Source organism: Rhodococcus koreensis (assembly GCF_900105905.1).
GTDB classification, from domain to species: Bacteria; Actinomycetota; Actinomycetes; order Mycobacteriales; family Mycobacteriaceae; genus Rhodococcus_F; species Rhodococcus_F koreensis.
The window spans coordinates 8,871,601-8,888,020 of sequence record NZ_FNSV01000005.1; the positions used below are offsets into that span (position 1 = coordinate 8,871,601).

The 16,420-nt window shown below is 67.1% G+C and carries 19 protein-coding genes and 1 pseudogene; 9 read left to right on the top strand and 11 right to left on the bottom strand.

The window, feature by feature from the left end; all coding sequences use genetic code 11:
* Positions 1-30 precede the first annotated feature (30 nt).
* The 3 genes from BLV94_RS45115 to BLV94_RS45125 are packed head-to-tail and all read left to right on the top strand — an operon-like array spanning position 31 to position 2,981.
* A complete protein-coding gene (locus BLV94_RS45115; RefSeq protein WP_072943334.1) occupies positions 31-1,116 on the top strand; it encodes an NrtA/SsuA/CpmA family ABC transporter substrate-binding protein in 1,086 nt (361 codons plus the stop codon).
* Between the two features lie 12 nt (positions 1,117-1,128).
* Positions 1,129-2,493 (top strand): LLM class flavin-dependent oxidoreductase, encoded by a 1,365-nt coding sequence (locus tag BLV94_RS45120; protein WP_072943336.1) that lies wholly within the window; start codon positions 1,129-1,131, stop codon positions 2,491-2,493.
* Positions 2,490-2,981 carry an OsmC family protein gene (locus BLV94_RS45125; RefSeq protein ID WP_244163816.1) on the top strand — a complete coding sequence of 164 codons (492 nt, stop codon included), beginning with the start codon at positions 2,490-2,492 and terminating at the stop codon, positions 2,979-2,981. Before BLV94_RS45120 ends, BLV94_RS45125 begins: the two co-directional genes overlap by 4 nt.
* On the opposite strand, the gene BLV94_RS45130 is transcribed toward BLV94_RS45125, so the two are convergent.
* From BLV94_RS45130 to BLV94_RS45145, 4 genes are all read right to left on the bottom strand, one after another.
* Positions 2,973-3,227, bottom strand: a complete 255-nt coding sequence (locus BLV94_RS45130) for a hypothetical protein (RefSeq protein ID WP_072943337.1) — start codon at positions 3,225-3,227, stop codon at positions 2,973-2,975. The two genes, BLV94_RS45125 and BLV94_RS45130, sit on opposite strands and share 9 nt — an antisense overlap.
* A gap of 5 nt (positions 3,228-3,232) precedes the next feature.
* Positions 3,233-3,427, bottom strand: a complete 195-nt coding sequence (locus BLV94_RS45135) for a hypothetical protein (protein ID WP_043824059.1) — start codon at positions 3,425-3,427, stop codon at positions 3,233-3,235.
* Between the two features lie 97 nt (positions 3,428-3,524).
* Complete coding sequence (locus tag BLV94_RS45140; protein ID WP_072943339.1) at positions 3,525-3,854, bottom strand: hypothetical protein; 330 nt, start codon at positions 3,852-3,854, stop codon at positions 3,525-3,527.
* Positions 3,855-4,083: 229 nt separating this feature from the next.
* Positions 4,084-4,839: a GntR family transcriptional regulator gene (locus BLV94_RS45145; RefSeq protein WP_072943340.1), complete on the bottom strand. Its 756-nt coding sequence runs from the start codon at positions 4,837-4,839 to the stop codon at positions 4,084-4,086.
* Between the two features lie 205 nt (positions 4,840-5,044).
* Here BLV94_RS45145 and BLV94_RS45150 point away from each other — a divergent pair, with 205 nt between their 5' ends.
* Entirely contained in the window at positions 5,045-5,755 is a 711-nt protein-coding gene (locus BLV94_RS45150; protein WP_083395874.1) for a tyrosine-protein phosphatase, read from the top strand.
* Between the two features lie 37 nt (positions 5,756-5,792).
* Here the strand turns inward: BLV94_RS45150 and BLV94_RS45155 are convergent, their stop codons facing one another.
* On the bottom strand, positions 5,793-6,275 hold the full coding sequence (locus BLV94_RS45155) for a DUF1707 SHOCT-like domain-containing protein (protein ID WP_074933972.1): 483 nt from the start codon (positions 6,273-6,275) through the stop codon (positions 5,793-5,795).
* A gap of 104 nt (positions 6,276-6,379) precedes the next feature.
* Between BLV94_RS45155 and BLV94_RS45160 the strand changes: the two genes are divergently transcribed.
* On the top strand, positions 6,380-6,898 hold the full coding sequence (locus BLV94_RS45160; RefSeq protein ID WP_072943488.1) for a PadR family transcriptional regulator: 519 nt from the start codon (positions 6,380-6,382) through the stop codon (positions 6,896-6,898).
* 39 nt (positions 6,899-6,937) lie between these two features.
* Here BLV94_RS45160 and BLV94_RS45165 read toward each other — a convergent pair whose 3' ends face one another.
* From BLV94_RS45165 to BLV94_RS45175, 3 genes are all read right to left on the bottom strand, one after another.
* Positions 6,938-7,468, bottom strand: coding sequence for a hypothetical protein (locus tag BLV94_RS45165; protein WP_072943368.1), 531 nt, complete (start codon positions 7,466-7,468; stop codon positions 6,938-6,940).
* Between the two features lie 78 nt (positions 7,469-7,546).
* Complete coding sequence (locus BLV94_RS45170) at positions 7,547-8,644, bottom strand: calcium:cation antiporter (protein ID WP_072943370.1); 1,098 nt, start codon at positions 8,642-8,644, stop codon at positions 7,547-7,549.
* A 45-nt stretch (positions 8,645-8,689) separates the two neighbouring features.
* The gene (locus BLV94_RS45175; RefSeq protein ID WP_072943372.1) at positions 8,690-9,289 is read right to left on the bottom strand and encodes a TetR/AcrR family transcriptional regulator; all 600 of its coding nucleotides are present in this window, start codon (positions 9,287-9,289) and stop codon (positions 8,690-8,692) included.
* Positions 9,290-9,396: 107 nt separating this feature from the next.
* Between BLV94_RS45175 and BLV94_RS45180 the strand changes: the two genes are divergently transcribed.
* On the top strand, positions 9,397-9,777 hold the full coding sequence (locus BLV94_RS45180; RefSeq protein ID WP_072943374.1) for a putative antibiotic biosynthesis monooxygenase: 381 nt from the start codon (positions 9,397-9,399) through the stop codon (positions 9,775-9,777).
* Between the two features lie 147 nt (positions 9,778-9,924).
* Here the strand turns inward: BLV94_RS45180 and BLV94_RS45185 are convergent, their stop codons facing one another.
* Positions 9,925-11,310 (bottom strand): DUF2252 domain-containing protein, encoded by a 1,386-nt coding sequence (locus tag BLV94_RS45185; protein WP_072943489.1) that lies wholly within the window; start codon positions 11,308-11,310, stop codon positions 9,925-9,927.
* Positions 11,311-11,485: 175 nt separating this feature from the next.
* Here BLV94_RS45185 and BLV94_RS45190 point away from each other — a divergent pair, with 175 nt between their 5' ends.
* From BLV94_RS45190 to upp, 3 genes are read left to right on the top strand one after another with little or no spacing between them, the layout of a single operon-like run.
* Positions 11,486-12,757 carry a GTP cyclohydrolase II gene (locus BLV94_RS45190; RefSeq protein WP_072943375.1) on the top strand — a complete coding sequence of 424 codons (1,272 nt, stop codon included), beginning with the start codon at positions 11,486-11,488 and terminating at the stop codon, positions 12,755-12,757.
* Positions 12,754-14,019: a URC4/urg3 family protein gene (locus tag BLV94_RS45195; protein ID WP_072943377.1), complete on the top strand. Its 1,266-nt coding sequence runs from the start codon at positions 12,754-12,756 to the stop codon at positions 14,017-14,019. Before BLV94_RS45190 ends, BLV94_RS45195 begins: the two co-directional genes overlap by 4 nt.
* A gap of 20 nt (positions 14,020-14,039) precedes the next feature.
* The gene (upp, locus tag BLV94_RS45200) at positions 14,040-14,669 is read left to right on the top strand and encodes a uracil phosphoribosyltransferase (protein WP_072943378.1); all 630 of its coding nucleotides are present in this window, start codon (positions 14,040-14,042) and stop codon (positions 14,667-14,669) included.
* Between the two features lie 22 nt (positions 14,670-14,691).
* Here the strand turns inward: upp and BLV94_RS45205 are convergent, their stop codons facing one another.
* Both BLV94_RS45205 and BLV94_RS45210 read right to left on the bottom strand, forming a co-directional pair.
* On the bottom strand, positions 14,692-14,991 hold the full coding sequence (locus BLV94_RS45205; RefSeq protein WP_083395875.1) for an HNH endonuclease: 300 nt from the start codon (positions 14,989-14,991) through the stop codon (positions 14,692-14,694).
* Positions 14,992-15,004: 13 nt separating this feature from the next.
* A pseudogene (locus tag BLV94_RS45210) lies at positions 15,005-16,418 on the bottom strand (FAD-binding oxidoreductase).
* Positions 16,419-16,420 lie beyond the last annotated feature (2 nt).

Consider the following 16,420-nt stretch of genomic DNA (forward strand, 5'->3'; position numbering starts at 1 on the left):
CCCAGTCTCACCGAAAGGTCTTCACCCCTCATGTCACCCCGCGTCCCTTCACAATTGCGCGCCCTCGATCGGCGAGGATTCCTCAAGGCGGCAGGCGCCGGAGTCCTCGGCCTCTCCGCTCTCTCGCTGACTGGTTGCGGCGCATCGGCTTCCGGCTCCGCCGGCGGTCCCTTGACCGAGGTGCGATACGCATTGATCGGCGACGGGAAGGCAGAGCCCGGCACCATCCTGCGCAACAATCTCGGCGGATTCGACCTCGCCAAGGATCTTGGAGTCCCTGTCCAGTGGCCGTCGGGATTCCCGGCCTCCCTTCCGGTCATGGAAGCCGTCAAGTCCGGAAGTGTCGACTTCTCCTTCGCCACCGCCACTGCGGTGATCTACGCGATCGGTGGTGGCGTACCGATCGTTCCGCTGGTCGCGTATCCACTTCCGGCCAACGAGGTGGACATCCTCGTTCCGCAGGGATCGGACATCAAGTCGGGTGCAGATCTGCGAGGACGCAAGGTCGCGGATCATCGCGGCACCACCGGGACGTACAGCTTGGTGAAGTACCTGGAATCGGTGGGCCTCACACTCGAAGACGTCGAATACGTCAATCTTCCCGCTGCGGACGCGGAAGCGGCCTTCGCGGAGGGCAAGGTCGACGCGTGGATCAGTTGGCAGCCCACCATCGAGTTGGCCAAGCGCAAACACAACGCGGTCGCGCTGCCTGACGTGAAGACCTACGACTACGCCTTCTTCGTCGCAAGTGAGGACTTCGCATTCAATCACCCGGATACCGCGGCCACACTGGTCCGGAACGTGCGTGATGCGCAGCGCTGGATCGACGGCAATCCCGAGGTCGCGGTAGCCGCATTTGCCGAGCTGGGTGGTTTCGGGAACAGTGATCTCGAGGAGAAGGTGTATCTCGACCTGGTGAAGGCGAAGCGCCTGTCCTACTCCGGCGCCGGAGAATTCACTGCCGTCGATGCGGCGGCGATCAACGGAACCCAGGACCTGGCGGACAACTTTCACGAACTCGGCGTGTATCCGGAGCGCGTCGACGTCACAACCTGGTTGCAGGATTCGCGGTTCGACTCGATCAAGTCCGTCATCACTCAGGCTCTTGCAAAGTAGGTATCACCACACATGTCTCCCTCTCTCATGCATCTGGCCGCTTTCGTCACCGCCGGCCCCGGCAGGCCCGGCGGTTGGCGGTTCCCGGGGTCGGTTCCCGGCTGGCTCAGCGCCGGCTACTACCAGAACATCGCTCGTACGCTCGAAGATGCTCGTTTCGACCTTGCATTCTTCGCTGACATCCTGTCGGTGCCCGACCGGTTCGGCGGCAGCCCCGACTCCCAGTTGCGTAACGGTGCCCTCGGTTCGATGCGACTGGACCCGCTGCACGTCCTGTCTTCGATGGGTGCGGTCACCTCGCACCTCGGCCTCGCCGCCACGGTTTCCACCACGTATGCGCAGCCGTTCACGGTCGCGCGGTCCTTCGCCACACTGGACCATCTGACGGAGGGACGCGCCGCCTGGAACGTGGTGACCTCGTTCCAGGAGTCGGAGGCGCGAAACTTCAACCGGGACGAGCAGTTTCCCCGTGATCAGCGCTACGAGCGCGCGGACGAGTTCCTCGAGGTCGCGGGCAAGCTCTGGGACAGCTGGGAGGACGACGCTCTCGTCCTCGACACCGAACAGCCGTTGTTCGCGGATCCGGATCGTGTGCACCCGATTCGCCACAAGGGCGACTGGTTCACGGTGCAGGGACCGCTGAACGTACCCCGGCCACCGCAGGGCTACCCCGTGGTGATCCAGGCCGGTGCGTCCGCCAAGGGCAAGGACTTCGCAGCACGCTGGTCCGATGTGATCTTCTGCAGCCACGCGTCACTCGAGTCCGCCCGGGACTTCTACACGGAGATCAAGGAACGGGCGGCGACGCACGGTCGCAACCCGGATGGCGTGAAGATCCTCCCGTCCGTCGCGCCCGTCGTCGGGGCGACGTCCGCGATCGCGCAGCAGACGTTCGAGGAACTCTTCGACCTCGTACCGCCCCTCGGGGGTCTGTCCACGCTCGCATACCACTTGGATGTGGACCTCTCGACCTTCCCGCTCGACGAGCGGCTTCCCGACGTCGAAGTTCCCGGCGTCGAGGGCCACTACCAGGAGGTCAAGGAGATGACCGAGCGCGAAGGGCTCACGCTGCGCGAACTCGGAAAGCGTTACGGGGGCCGTGTCGAGGGTGGGTTCATCGGCACCGCGACAGAAGTCGCCGACGGGCTCGAGGAATGGTTCCGGCAGGGAGCGTGCGACGGCTTCATGGTGCAGGCGCCGTATCAACCCGGCGGATTCGAGGACTTCACCCGGCAGGTCGTTCCCGAGTTGCAGAAACGAGGACTGTTCCGCAGCGAGTACGAGGGGAGCACGCTCCGCGAGAATCTCGGGCTCCCTCGTGTGCAGAGTGGGGAGTGGGCCAACCGGGTACGTCGAGCGACCGAGGCCTCACGGTGACTGCGGACGTCGCGGTGACTTCGGACGTCGCGCAGGTGTTCGGGCATACCGTCGCCGGGACGCCGGGGCGCTTCATCCTCGATGCACGTGAGAACCACCTCGTCTCGGATTCGAGGTTCGGCCCGGCCGAGGCCATTCAGGCAGGCGAACTGCTCTTGGCCGCCGTCACGTCGTGCGCGATGGCGAACATCCAGTCGAACGCGGAGGCCGACGACATCCCCGTCACCCACATCGAGGTGCACGCGTCCCATCGACGGGGTTCCGCCGACCCGACTCGATACGAGTTCACGGAAGTGCGCATCGATATTCGCGGCGTCGACCAGTCGACGGCGGACGCTTTGGCTGCGAAGTTCGCGGCCTCCTGCCCGATCTACAACACCATCAGGCGGGGGAGCGGCATCGAGTTGATCGTCACCGCCCAACCCGGGCCCCATGAATCGAATGGGTGCGCCCGGCAGCGCGCTTCTGGCTCGGCCGATTCAGAGTGACGGGCGCGGGCGGGAGATCGCGGAATCGATCATGGCGACGATGTCGCGCTGTGAAATCGTGTCACCCAGGCCGTTCGTTTGAGCGGCCTCGATGAGGTCGTCGGTGAGGCTGTCGAACAGCAATGCCGTGCGGGGGTCGGCCCGCAGGGGTCCCTGGGTTTCGAGGGCGGCCAGCGCATCGACCGCGTCGCGGTAGTCGGCGAGGCCGTCGCGCGGCGGGAGCAACTGCATCGCGTGCACGTTCATCGTGCTCAGCTCCGAACCAGGCTGTCCGACAGTCGCGCTTCCTGCAGCGCTCGACTGGTGGGATCGCAGCGGAACTGCCCGGTCGTGGTGTGCCGGTAGCCCGGGCCGTCCTTCGCGACGGCGTGCCCGCAGTAGCGGCATTCGTGGCCGTACTGCCCGATGCGGATGGTTTCGATGGTGGGATAAGTGTTGGTGCTCATGGTCTCGTTCGTCGGTGTGGGTGGTGTGGTCGGTGCAGCGGTGGGGTCGGGCCCGGCCGGGGTGGACTTCGCGGTGACATTGCCGCCGGCGGGCGGGTCATGCGTATTCGACGACGGCGTCGGCCGACCCGGCGTGAGCGCTTCGTTCCAGGGCTTCCCAGACGAGGTCGTAGCGCTTGAGAGTGATTTCGTCCGCGTTGGCGAGCAGGGCGCTGAGGAGCGAGTGCGGGTCGTCCTGCCAGGAGTCCAGGGCGTCCGCGACTGTTCCGTTGCTGAACAGGCCCGATTGGGCGAGGGCGTGTGTCCACTCGTCGAACAGCCCGCGGTGGATGCGCTCGACAGTGTCGTGGTCGAACCCGTCGGCGACGAAGTCGCGGGCGAAGGTGGCCGTGACGTAGTCACCGCAGGTCATCGGTTGTGCGTTCATCGGTGCGGGCATCCTCCGTCAGTGGCGGCGTCGGACCATCGGGCGACTCCGTGCTTATGAGTGAGACAGCTCACATCGTCGCCCATGCGGGGTGTGGGACACATCGGCCGAATCACCGGGGGGTATACCTATTTCTGGTCCGCGCCGCCCCTGCCCGGTCGGCGCCCGGGAATGTTTGGCCTGGTCACAGCGTCGAGGTTTGGCCGACCCGCGCTCCGGATATACCCGGTCAGTCTTGCGCGGCGTAGTTCGCGACGAACCGCACCCGGTCGCTGCGACACGCGCGGTGGATGTACACGGTGGGGGCTTCGTCCTCGTCGAGATTCAGGCCGTCGCGAAAAAGGACCGCCGCACCCGGCGGTACCCCGAGCAGTGCTGCTACCTGCGGAGACGCAGCGCCCGCGGCGAATGAACGCCACGCGGCCTTCAGTCGAACGCCGTAGACGTCACGCCACACGGTGTACAGCGGCACGCCGTCACGCAGGTGCCCGTCGATGTCGGCGAACCGGCGGTCGTCCATCCAGACCGAGTTCGCGAACCACGGCTCACCGTCGACCGCGAGCACCGTGTCGACGCGGCGCAACCGGCATCCCGGCAGATACTCCTCTACTCGCGGTGCACTGCCGCCGAGGACGATCTCGCTCGAGACGAGTGACTCGGTCAGTTCTCGGCCCACCGACCTGAACGCCTCGCTGAGACCGTCGGCATCGTTGATGAAACGGGCGGCGAGTTCGATGGGGAAGTGCCGGGGCGGCGGGGCGACGAACGTGCCGGACCCCTGCTTGGCGACCAGCCGCCCGGCCCGGGTCAGTTCGCCGATCGCCTGCCGCACCGTGAGCCGGTTGACGCGGAGTTCGGCCGCAAGGTCGGTCTCGGGCGGCAACCGGTCTCCCGGCTGCAACGTGCCACCGTCGAGTCGCTGCAACAAGACGTCCTGCACCTGCCGGTAGAGCGGCACCCGACCAGTCGGCGTTTTGCTCGGCATTCCGTAAGTCTAGAGGACCCATCGATGGCAAGTCTCGCGAGTGATGCCCGTCTTTGCAGGCCAGATGCATTCACCAGCCGGTTGTCCGGCATCGTGGTTTAGGCTAGTTGTATAGATGAATATTCGGCACCAGCTCCGTCGACATCGTTGTGGAACCGACCCGGCGACTCGACCGCAGCGCCTCCTCCATCGGAAAGAAGCTCATATGACAGTGACCGACCTCGACGTACTCCCCAACCTGCGTGACCTCGGCGGACTTCCCGTTGCCGAGGGCGGTCGGACGCGGACCGGAGTGCTGTATCGCAGCGCACTGCCCGCGCCGGGCGACGCCCGCCCCACCGCGGTCGACGAATGGCCTGTCCGCACCGTCGTCGACCTCCGCAGCCCCCGCGAGTTCGCGACCCGGGAGCACCCGCTGCGGTCGGCCGAGACGGTGGTGCACCAGATCTCCCTGCTGTCAGACGCCGAGGTCGCCGCGCCGAATCAGGGGGCGAGGCTCGCCGACATCTACCAGGGCATCCTCGCGAATGCGGCGGAGCGACTCGTGGACGTCCTGCAAGTGGCGGCCACCGCGCCCGGCCCGGTGCTGCTGCACTGCGCGGCCGGCAAGGATCGCACCGGGGTCGCGGTTGCCTTGCTGTTGCGCACCGCCGGAGTCGAACCCGAGCGCATCGTTGCCGACTACGAATCGACCAACCAACACATGGCTGCCGTCCTGGCGCGCATTACCCGTTTCGCCCCTGAACTCGGTCAGGCGCATCCCAACGACCGCGATCTGCGCGGTGCCGTCCCCGAGGCGATCGAGGGTGTCCTCGACCGCTGGGATGCGCACCCGGGCGGTGTGCACGGGTGGCTGAGGGAGCGCGGTGCCGCCGATGAGACGATCCGACTCTGGACCACGCGTTTCACCGGGTGACGCAGTTCGGCTGAGCGGGACGGGTGCGGGCAGCGGCTCACCGACTCGCGACGGCTCTCATCCGGTCGTCGCGCAGAGCGTCGGTCAATTTGCTGCACCCGCTCTCGCGGCCGAGCAGGGTCCGGCCCAGTAGCACCAACCCCCATGGGCCTATCACCCACACCGGCCAGAAGTAGATCATCATCCCGGTAGCGAGCGAGATGATGCCCCAGATCGCGAAATTGATTCCGCCCGCGACGGCCCAGGCGAGCCACTCGATCTGCTGGTGACCCGGGATGCGGCGACGCGCGGGACGGTTGGGTGGTGTCGCGACCGGGGCAGTGGCAACTGCTGAGGCTGCGGACGGTAGATCGCGCAACACCTGATGCGCCTGCTGCCGGGTGGTCGATCGATAGACCTCTGCCACCCGCTGGTCGAACTCCACGATGGTCAGCCGCCCGGCGGTGAGGTGCCGCCCGAGTTCACCGACGACCTGGTCGCGTTCGGAATCGGATATCCGGATGTTGTCCGCGTATTGCATCGGACCCTCCTTGGCGATGACGTTCCACTGTGGAATGTCGCTGATGACCATGATCGATATGACACAGTGGAATGTCAACCCCCGATCGAGCGAAGGACCGCGAGATGGACGAACGCCCCCTCAACGCCACTGCGGCGTCGCTCCTCGGGTTCCTGCACGAGGGTTCCAAGACCGGATGGGATCTGGTGGTGACCGCGCAGGAACGCATCGGCAAGTTCTGGTCGATCACGACCAGCCAGGTCTATCGAGAACTCGCGGCAATGGAGCGTGCCGGTTTGATCGAGGCGGGGGAGCGCGGTGCCCGCGAACGCAAGCCCTACACGCTCACCGACGAGGGTCGCCGGGCGTTCGCGGAATGGATCGAGCGAGAACCCGGCCAGGAGAACATTCGCTACCCGTTGCTTCTCACCGTCGCGTTCGGCGCGCACCTTCCGCCCGAGCGATTGGCCGCGATGCTGGACTCGCACCGCGCGGCCCACGAGAGTCAGCTCGCCGAGTACGAGCGTGACGCCGCCGTGCACGGATCCAACCGATTCGCGATGGCTACCCTCGACTTCGGGATCGTGTACGAGCGCGCAGTGCTCGACTGGTTCGACCTGGTCGAGGACCGGCTAGGGCAGTGAACGTTCGATCGCGTCTCGCCGGGTGCTGGTGTCGGGCAGTCAGCCGATCACGCCGTCCTCGGTGACGACGGCCGTCGGCAGGTCCAATCGTCGCGGAGTCCCGGCCTCGTCGTGAATCACGGTGACAAAGGCCGGAAACACGATTCGCCACGAGCCGGCGACGGGAGACAGCGCGCTCGCGGAGAAATCGGCCCACTCCTTCGGCAGCAGCGTCACCGCGACTTCATCCAGCCACTGCGGCGTCGGGACCCGCCGATTCTGCTCCTCGGCGGGATCGACGACGAATCGCACGTTGGTGGCGATTCCCGTTCCGACGTTGCGGAGCCGGAATCGGTCGACGGGACCACGGATGCGCTGGACGTCGAACTCGACTTCCAGCGGCCGTGGGAGCGCTTGCTGCGCGGCTTCGGCGATCCGGGTCATCGCTTCGAGTTGCTCGAGCGCCGCATCCAGTGCGACCTCCGCTTCGCGCCTGGCCTGATCGGCAAGACTCGCTTTCCTCCACGCTGCGGCAGCGGTGGCGCCGAGCAACACCGCAGTCGCCGCGCTGACCCACGATGCGGTTCTCATGCGCGGAAACTTACCCGAACGCGAATCCGGCGGGCGCGCTGGTGACGTCTCCACGGGCGGCGAGGTAGCGGACCGCGCTCAAGGGTTGACGGAGAGAAACACGTACGCGGCCAACAGCACCAGGTGGACGCCGCCCTGGAGTCGGGTGGCGCGGCCGGGTACCACCGTCAGCATGCCCACCACCACGGTGATCGCGAGCAGCACGACCTGGGTCGGACCGAGGCCGAGCAGAAGCGGCCCGTCCAGCCAGATGGACGCGACGGCGATGGCGGGGATGGTCAAGCCGATGCTGGCCATCGCGGATCCGAAGGCCAGGTTCAAGCTGATCTGGATCCGGTTTCGCTGCGCCGCCCGCACCGCGGCGAGGGTTTCCGGCAGAAGCACGAGCAGCGCGATGACCACACCGACGATGGATTGTGGCAATCCGGCATCCTCGACCGCATCCTCGATCGCGGGTGATTCCACCTTCGCCAACCCCACGACTGCGCACAGCGCCACCACCAGCAGGGCGAGGCTCATCCCGGCCATCCTGCCGGTCGGGGGTGCGGAGTTCCGGTCGCCGGTTTCCGGTTCATCGGCGATGACCGGCAGGAAGAAGTGCCGGTGCGGGCCGGTCTGAGTGAGGACGAACATCCCGTACAGCACCAGCGACGCCACCGCCGCGAATACCAATTGGGCCGAGGAGAATTCGGGACCCGGCCGACTCGTCGTAAAGGTCGGCAGCACCAGACTCAACGTCGCGAGTGATGCCACCGTCGCCAGTGCTGCGCCGGTTCCCTCCGCATTGAACAGCGCGACTCCGTACCTTCGTGAGCCGACGAGCAGCGACAACCCGGCGATGCCGTTGACGGTGATCATCACCGCCGCGAACACGGTGTCGCGGGCCAGCGACGCCGTCGCCGGACCACCCGAGATCATCAACGTCACGATCAGTCCGACCTCGATGACGGTGACGGCGACCGCGAGAATCAGCGATCCGAACGGCTCACCGACCTTGTGCGCAACCACCTCGGCGTGATGAACCGCCGCGAGCACCGCACCGACCAGGACCACCGCGACGGCGAGCGCTAGCACTGTGCCGATGTGGCGGCCCCACGTCAGGCCCAGCACCGCAACCGCGACGGGTGGTATCACCAGCGGCCACTCCGCAGCGACCGACCGCCACCCGAATGCCATGACTAGACCTTGCCAGCTCGATCCGCTCCGGTGCACCGCAATGGGTCAGGTCCGATCGGTCCGGGCGATCGCTGCGTGGGTGGCGGCTTCGACGGTCATCACGATGAATTCGCGTCTTCGTGAATCCCGGTCGTCGCGGCGAGAACGAGGTGGCGAGAACAGCCGGTCCGCGGTCTGGAGCGTGACCCAACCGTCGACCAGTGTGATCACCGTGATGAGGAGTTCCTGGGCGTCGGCCACGGAAAGGTCGGTGGCTTTCCGTGCTCCCGCAACCAGCGCCTGCGCGTGCTTCCGACGGGTTTCCTCGGCTACCGGTTCCTCGAGTTCGAGGCCTTCCCAGAACAGCAGGCGGGTGAAGGCCGGGTGCGTGCGCTGGTAGTCGAATCGACGGCCGGCGTAGTCGGCGACGGCGGACACTCCGTCTCCGGACAGTTCGACGGCGGCGAGTGACGCCGTCAGTTCACTCTCGACGACGGCGCTGAAGAACGCCTCCTTCTTACCGAAGTACTGGTAGATGCGCTCTTTGTTCACGCCTGCCTTCGCGGCGATCCGGTCGACTCGGCCGCCGGCCAGGCCGAACGCACTGAACTCCTCGGCGCCGGCCTCGAGGAGGAGTCGCTTGGTTCGTTCGGTATCCCACGCCACCGGTGAATCCTACGACAAACTCCAACTGTTTGGTTGCAAGTTGCTTCGCCACGCTTTACGCTCCAAGTGCAACTGAATAGTTGGAGTTTCGGAAGGGCTGCCTCAGGATGGAATCTCTCGCTCTCGCATCCGCAGTGGTCGAGCAACTCGCCCCGGCGGTGACAAAGCCGCGCCGCAAGCGTGCGGGCCGGCCTGTCCGGGACGTCGTGTCGGTGCCGTCCATCCACCTGCGGGTCGCCGTCACCTGGGTCTCGATCTTCCCGCTCGTCACACTGGGCATGACCGTCATGACGCTGTCGGGCCCGATCGCTGCCGCCTGGCCGACCTGGCTTCGAGCCTTGTCGCTGACCGGGGTCGTCGTTCCCACCGCGGTCTATTTCGTCGTGCCGCGAGTGCTCGCCTTGTCCCTCCGGTGGTTCAGCTGGCGGCGACGGCGGTCCGCCGCTGCAGAGTCCGGCCGGGAGATTCGTGTCGGAGGGGCGAGGTAGGTTTCTGATTGCGACGAAACAGGTCGCCACTCACACTCACGAATCCGAGGCATTCCGGCTCGGGTGGATACGAGGCGCAACCGCGCGTCGTATCTCGGGGAGTGGCGATCTGTCTCGGCCCACGACGATCGAGCTGGTCGTGCCGGATCAGACCGGTTCGGCGGCGATCCGCCCCGATTTCACGGCGGCCACCAGCACTGCGTGGTCGGCTTCGGTCTGATCGGCGTAGCGGACGGCATACCGTCCGATCGCCTCGTCCAGTTCCGTGTCGCCGGCGAAGTATCCGGCGAGCGCCCGCGGATCGAGGGAGCGGGTATGTGCACGCGCGAGCAGGGCGCCGGCCAGGCGGCCGTAGTCATCGAGATGATCCTGCTCGAGACCGGTTGGATCGATGTCGCCTTTGAGGTTTCGGAACTGCCGCACGATGTAGGGGAGGCCGTCGATGGTCGTCCAGCCCAGGAGGATGTCCGATTCCGCTTGCACCAGCCGGGCGCCGTGCACGATCCGCTTGCCCTCGTGCTTCGGTTCGTCGACCGGCAGGTATGCCGCCAGTGCGGACGGCCGGGCCTGTTTCAGTTGAAGTACGAGCACCTCGTCCCGATTGCCGTGCAGCAGGGCGATATAGCTGCGCAGACCCACGCTGCCGGTTCCGACGATCCGGAAGGCGACGTCGGACACGGCGAATCGGGTGATCAGGTTCCGTCGCGACTCCCGAAGCGACTCGACATAGCGTTCCAGCCCGTCGGTCACCGCATCGGCGGTCGCGCGATCCACGTGGGTGAGGATCGGCGGATCGTCGATGAACCGTCGCCTGCGGATCCCGGTCTCGTGGTTCTCGATGTGGGCGGTCCATTTCGCCGCCACCTTCTCGCTGGTGTTGCGTCGCGCTTTCTGCGCGGCCTTGTCGAAGTCGTCGAGCAGAGCGTCGGCCTTCGCTCGCGCAAGCACCGACTTGTCGGGCAGCGCATTCCAGGACTGGAGGAACGGAAGTTCGGCGAGATCGCGGATGGTGCGTCGATACGACCTGACGGCGTCTTCGGCGGCCTCGGCGCACCCGCTTTCGGTCACACCGCCTTCGCGTCCGGCGAGTACCAGGCTGGCGGCGAGGCGCTTGAGATCCCATTCCCACGGACCGGGGAGCGTCTCGTCGAAGTCATTGATGTCCATGACAATGTGACCGTCCGGCGTCCCGTACAGGCCGAAGTTCGCCGCATGCGCGTCACCGCACAGCTGCGCCGTCAATCCGGTGACCGGAGAGGCGGCGAGGTCGGCCGCCATCAGACCGGCGGCGCCGCGGAAGAAGGCGAACGGCGAGGCGATCATCCGCCCGATCCGCAGCGGGACGAGATTCGCCAGCCTGCCCTCGTTGTCGGCCTCGACGAAGTCGAGCACATCCGGCCGGCCGGCGCGGGCCGCGGCGTGATCGTGTGCACGCGACGGCGCGGTTGCCTGCAACGCGCCTCCACACGCGAAGACGTCGTCCGCCTCGTCCTGGGTTCGCAGGTCCACGGCGCGCGCTCGATTCTTCGTCACCACGGCGACACTATCGGAGGCATGTGCGCGGCTTGAACGCTCGGCGCATTCGCCGCACGACATTGTGGCTGAAGAGTGGTTATGCTTCGGTTTCCGGTCGCAGGCAGCATCCGGCGCCGGAGACACGTTCCGGAGGCATGCCGTGCCGCCGGGCCTTCCTTGACGGAGGAATGTCATGTCCGCTGAACCCGTTGCCGCGACGCCCGAAAACCCCGCCGGCCACATCCGATTGACGTCCCACAGTGGCGGCGTCGGGGCTATTCCGGTCAACTGGGGCGCACCCACGGCGTCCGAGCGCGGTCCGGTGGTCGGCACCACCACCAATCGCGCCCACCGCAACGTGATCGGGACGCACAGCGGCTCGTACAGCATCTACCGGGCTCTGGCGGTCGCGTCGGGTGCACTGTCGCGCCACCACAAGGCCGACCTCACCAACACCGCGCCCACCAACGCCATCGGCCCGTATCCGCAGTGGAGCGAGCCCGGCAAGATCGTGAGCCTGGACCCGTGGGGTGCCACGGTCGCCGAGGTCTTCGCGGCCGAGTTGGCGGCGGGGCACGACATCCGGCCCAGCATCGCCGTGACGAAGGCACACGTGATCCTGCCGGAGATCATGGAGGCGATCCAGAAAGGTCGGCTGCACCCGGACGGCCGTTTCCTGCTGCCCAGCGGTGCTGCGCTGGTCACCAAGGCGGCGATCGAGCCCGTCTGGCATCTGCCGGGTGTGGCGGAGCGCTTCCACTGCAGCGAGACGGATCTGCGGCGCGTGCTGTTCGAGGAGACCGGCGGCATGTACCCGGAGCTCGTGACGCGTTCGGATCTCGAGGTGTTCCTGCCTCCGATCGGCGGGCAGACCGTGTACATCTTCGGTGACGCGCGAGACCTGGCCGATCCCGCGGTGGAACTGACCGCGCGGGTGCACGACGAGTGCAACGGCTCGGACGTGTTCGGCTCCGACATCTGTACGTGCCGTCCGTACCTCACACATGCGATCGAGGAATGTATCCAGGGTGCGCAGCGTGGCGGTGTCGGCCTGGTGGCCTACTCGCGCAAGGAAGGCCGCGCGCTGGGCGAGGTGACCAAATTCCTGGTCTACAACGCCCGTAAGCGCCAGGTGGGCGGCGACACTGCCGACCAGTACTTCGCCCGCACCGAATGCGTGGCAGGCGTGCAGGACATGCGCTTCCAGGAAATGATGCCCGACGTGCTGCACTGGCTCGGCGTCCGAAAGATCCACCGCCTGGTCTCCATGAGCAACATGAAGTACGACGCCATCACCGGGTCTGGGATCGAGGTCGGGGAGCGGGTGGACCTCCCCGCCGACCTGATTCCGGCCGACGCGCGCGTGGAGATCGACGCGAAGATGGCGGCCGGCTACTTCACCCCGGGCGCGGTGCCGGACGCCGAAGAGTTGGCGAAGGTCAAGGGGCGGGAGTTGGACGAATGAGCGTGACCGGCGTCGGTCCCGCACTGGACGTCGGGCGGGCCGAGGGTGCGGCCGCGGCCCTGCGCACCACGTCCGCCGTGCGGGAACGCGCGCAACTGCTGCTGCGTCGCGCGCGCGAGGACGGTTCACGCTGGTTCGGCGTGGACGACGGCGCGCTGCATACGGCCGCGGGCGAGGTCGTGGACGTCACGCGTGCCCGCTATCCGGACCTGAAGATTCCCTACCACAGCCGGTGGCGCCATTTCGAGGCCGGCGGAGTGGAGCGAAAGGCCGGGCTGGACGCGCGCCTGGCCGCGCTGGACGCGCCGGGCCGCGCCCGCGCCATGATCGACCTCGCCGTTGTCAGCGTGCTGCTCGATGCCGGCGCCGGTCCCGACTGGCGATACCGCGAGGCGGCGAGCGGACAGCACTTCGCCCGTTCCGAGGGTCTGGGCGTCGCGAGTTGGCACGCCTTCTTGGGCGGACTGTTCTCGAGCGACGTGACGCGGCCGCTGCAGGTCGACGCGGCCGGACTTCGTGGCCTGGACGCGGACCGGCTGGCCGAGGCGTTCCAGGTGGGTCCGTCGAATCCGTTGGTGGGACTCGACGGTCGCGTGCTGTTGCTGCGCCGACTGGGCGAGGCGCTCGCCGCGCAACCCGACGTGTTCGGTCCGCACGGCCGGCCGGGTGGACTGTTCGACCTACTGGTTGCGCCGCAGGGGCCGGCCGCGTCGACGGTGGCGGCCCACGACATCCTGTCGCAGCTGCTGACGTCGCTGTCGGGCATCTGGCCGGCGGGCAACGCCATCGGCGCCGAACCGTTGGGCGACTGCTGGCCTCACGAGGCAGTGGACGGTGCGGGTCTGACCCGGGGCTGGGTGCCGTTCCACAAACTGTCGCAGTGGCTGACCTATTCGTTGCTCGAGCCTTTCCAGTGGGCCGGTGTGCAGGTGGTGGGGCTGGACGCGTTGACGGGCCTGCCCGAATACCGCAACGGCGGCCTGCTGCTGGACACCGGCGCGCTGCGCCTGCGCGACCCCGACTGGGCTGTGTGCAGCTGGGCGGCGGGCGACGAACTGGTCGTCGAGTGGCGCGCATTGACGGTCGCGCTGCTGGACGAACTGGCCCCGCTGGTGCGCGCACGCCTGGGTCTGGATGCCCGGGAGATGCCGCTGGCCTGCGTCCTCGAGGGCGGCACCTGGGCGGCGGGCCGTGCGCTGGCACAGCGCACGCGAGGCGGGCTGCCTCCGCTCTCCGTCGTCAGCGACGGCACGGTCTTCTAGAACGAAACGAGGACGGACACATGGGGACAGTACACCTGATCGACCACCCTCTGGTGCAGCACAAGCTCACGATGATGCGCCGTAAGGATGCCTCCACCAACAGCTTTCGGCGCCTGGCGAACGAGATCTCCGCGCTGATGACGTATGAGGTGCTGCGCGACATTCCGATGCAGGAGGTCGAGATCGAGACGCCGCTCGAGGTCACGACCGGCAGGGTCATCGACGGGAAGAAGCTGGTCTTCGTCTCCATTCTGCGCGCGGGTACCGGCATCCTGGACGGCATGCTGACGATCGTGCCGGGTGCGCGGGTGGGGCATATCGGTCTGTACCGCGATCCGAAGACCCTCGTGGCGGTCGAGTACTACTTCAAGATGCCCGGCGACCTGCACGAGCGCGACGTGGTAGTGGTCGATCCGCTGCTGGCCACCGGCAATTCAGCGGTGGCGGCGGTGGAGCGGCTGAAGGAGTGCGGTCCCAAATCCATCAAATTCGTGTGCCTGCTGACCTGTCCGGAAGGCGTTGCCGCGCTGGACAAGGCGCATCCCGATGTGCCGATCTACACCGCCGCCGTCGACCGCCAACTCGACGAGCACGGCTACATCCTGCCCGGCATCGGCGACGCAGGCGACCGCATCTTCGGCACCAAATAGCAGCTGCGGTCGTTGCCGGTGGTTACGCGGGGAACCGCAACGCGAGTGCTGTCTTGATCTCGATGTGACGCAGCAGGAAGGCGCGCTCGTCGAGCCGCTTGCGCCGCAGCCAGCCGGTGACCTCGTCGTTGCATTTGCTGGCGTTGCAGGAGCCGCAGGCCGGGGCGATGTTGTCGAGGGTGTACCGCCCGCCGCGCGACAGTGCCTGTACGCAGTCGCGTTGCAGCGGCTTGTCGGTCGCACCGCAATACGCGCAGCCGCCCCACGCCTCGGTGAGCGCACTCCACTGCTCGTCGGTGAGGTCGTGCTCGACACTGTCCATCCGACGCTTGCGTTTACGGGCTCCTCTGGCCTTGCGACTTCGGTTGACCGCCATCGCCACAGCGTAGGGCTCGCGACGGGTCAGCAAGGCGACGGGGGCACGCTCTGCTCGAAGGTGAACACGTTCTCCGGGTCGTAGGTGGCCTTGACCTCGCGCAACCGCTCGCGGTGGGAGCCGTAGTACTCGCGCTCCCAGTCCGACGCGGACGCGTTCGGCACGTTGACATACGCGCCGTCGCCGTAGGGGCGCAGCGCGCGCCAGAAGTCGGAGGCCCAGCCCAGCGCCACCGAGTTCAGGGCGGGGTCGTTCCACGCCGCGCCCGGCTCGCAGTAGAACAGCGCGTCGCGGTGCGGGAACGCGGATCCCCCTGGCGGCGCGTGCCGCACGGCCCCGCCGAAGCTCGAGCAGAAGAAGTTGCTCGGCGGGCTGGGTGTGTTGTCCATGAAGCGGACGATCAGGTCGATCGCCTCATCGGGGAACGGGCGGGTGACGAACTGGGAGTAGAACTTCCAGAAGGCGACGTCGTTCGGACCCCTGTCCACGTCGCCGTACACGGTCGGCCAGGCACCCTCCGTCACCGTCACCTCGGGACTGCCGATCGTCAACAGCGAGCGCAGTTGGTCCTCGAGTTCTTGCCGCGAACAGCCGTGCAACAGTGCAGACAGCTCGACCGCGGTGGAATCTACCTCGAGTGCGCTCGTCAGCCGCTCGTCGGCGACCGGCGCCTCGCGCTGCCATGCTCGAAGTAGGTCACCCAGGTCGCCGTGACCGGTCCACTTCGCGACCAGGAATGTGACGTCAGACAGCTCGTGCAGCTTCAACGTGTAGGACGTCGCGATCCCGAAGTTGCCGCCGCCCCCACCGCGGCACGCCCACAGCAGGTCGGAGTTGCTGTGCTCGCTGGCCTCCACGACCTTCGCCGAGCGCGCGCCGTCGGCAACCACGACCTCCGCGGCGAGCAGGTTGTCACAGGCCATGCCCATGCTGCGGGTCAATAGTCCGAAGCCACCCCCGAGAATCACTCCGCCGAGTCCGACACCGCCCTCCGAGCCGGTCGGAACGGCGAAGCCGTGTTGTCCGAGCGCCGCGACCGTCTCCATCTGCGTCAGACCCGTTCCCACCGTCGCCGTACCCGCCGATTCGTCGATCTCGATGTTCTTCATCCGGCTGACGTCGATCACGAGGCCGCCATCGAGTGATGACCACCCCTCGAGGCTGTGGCGTCCGCTGCGGGCACGGAGGGCGATGCCTTCTTCTCGGGCCCAGCAGACCGCGTTGACCACGTCCTGCGTGTCGCAGCAGAACACGATGGCCTCGGGGTAGCGGGAATACAGGCGGTTCCAGCCGACCCGCGCTTGCTCGTACCCGGAATCGCCCGGACGCACCACGTCACCGGTGAGCACGGTGGCGGCGGTCAGAGGCGTCATAC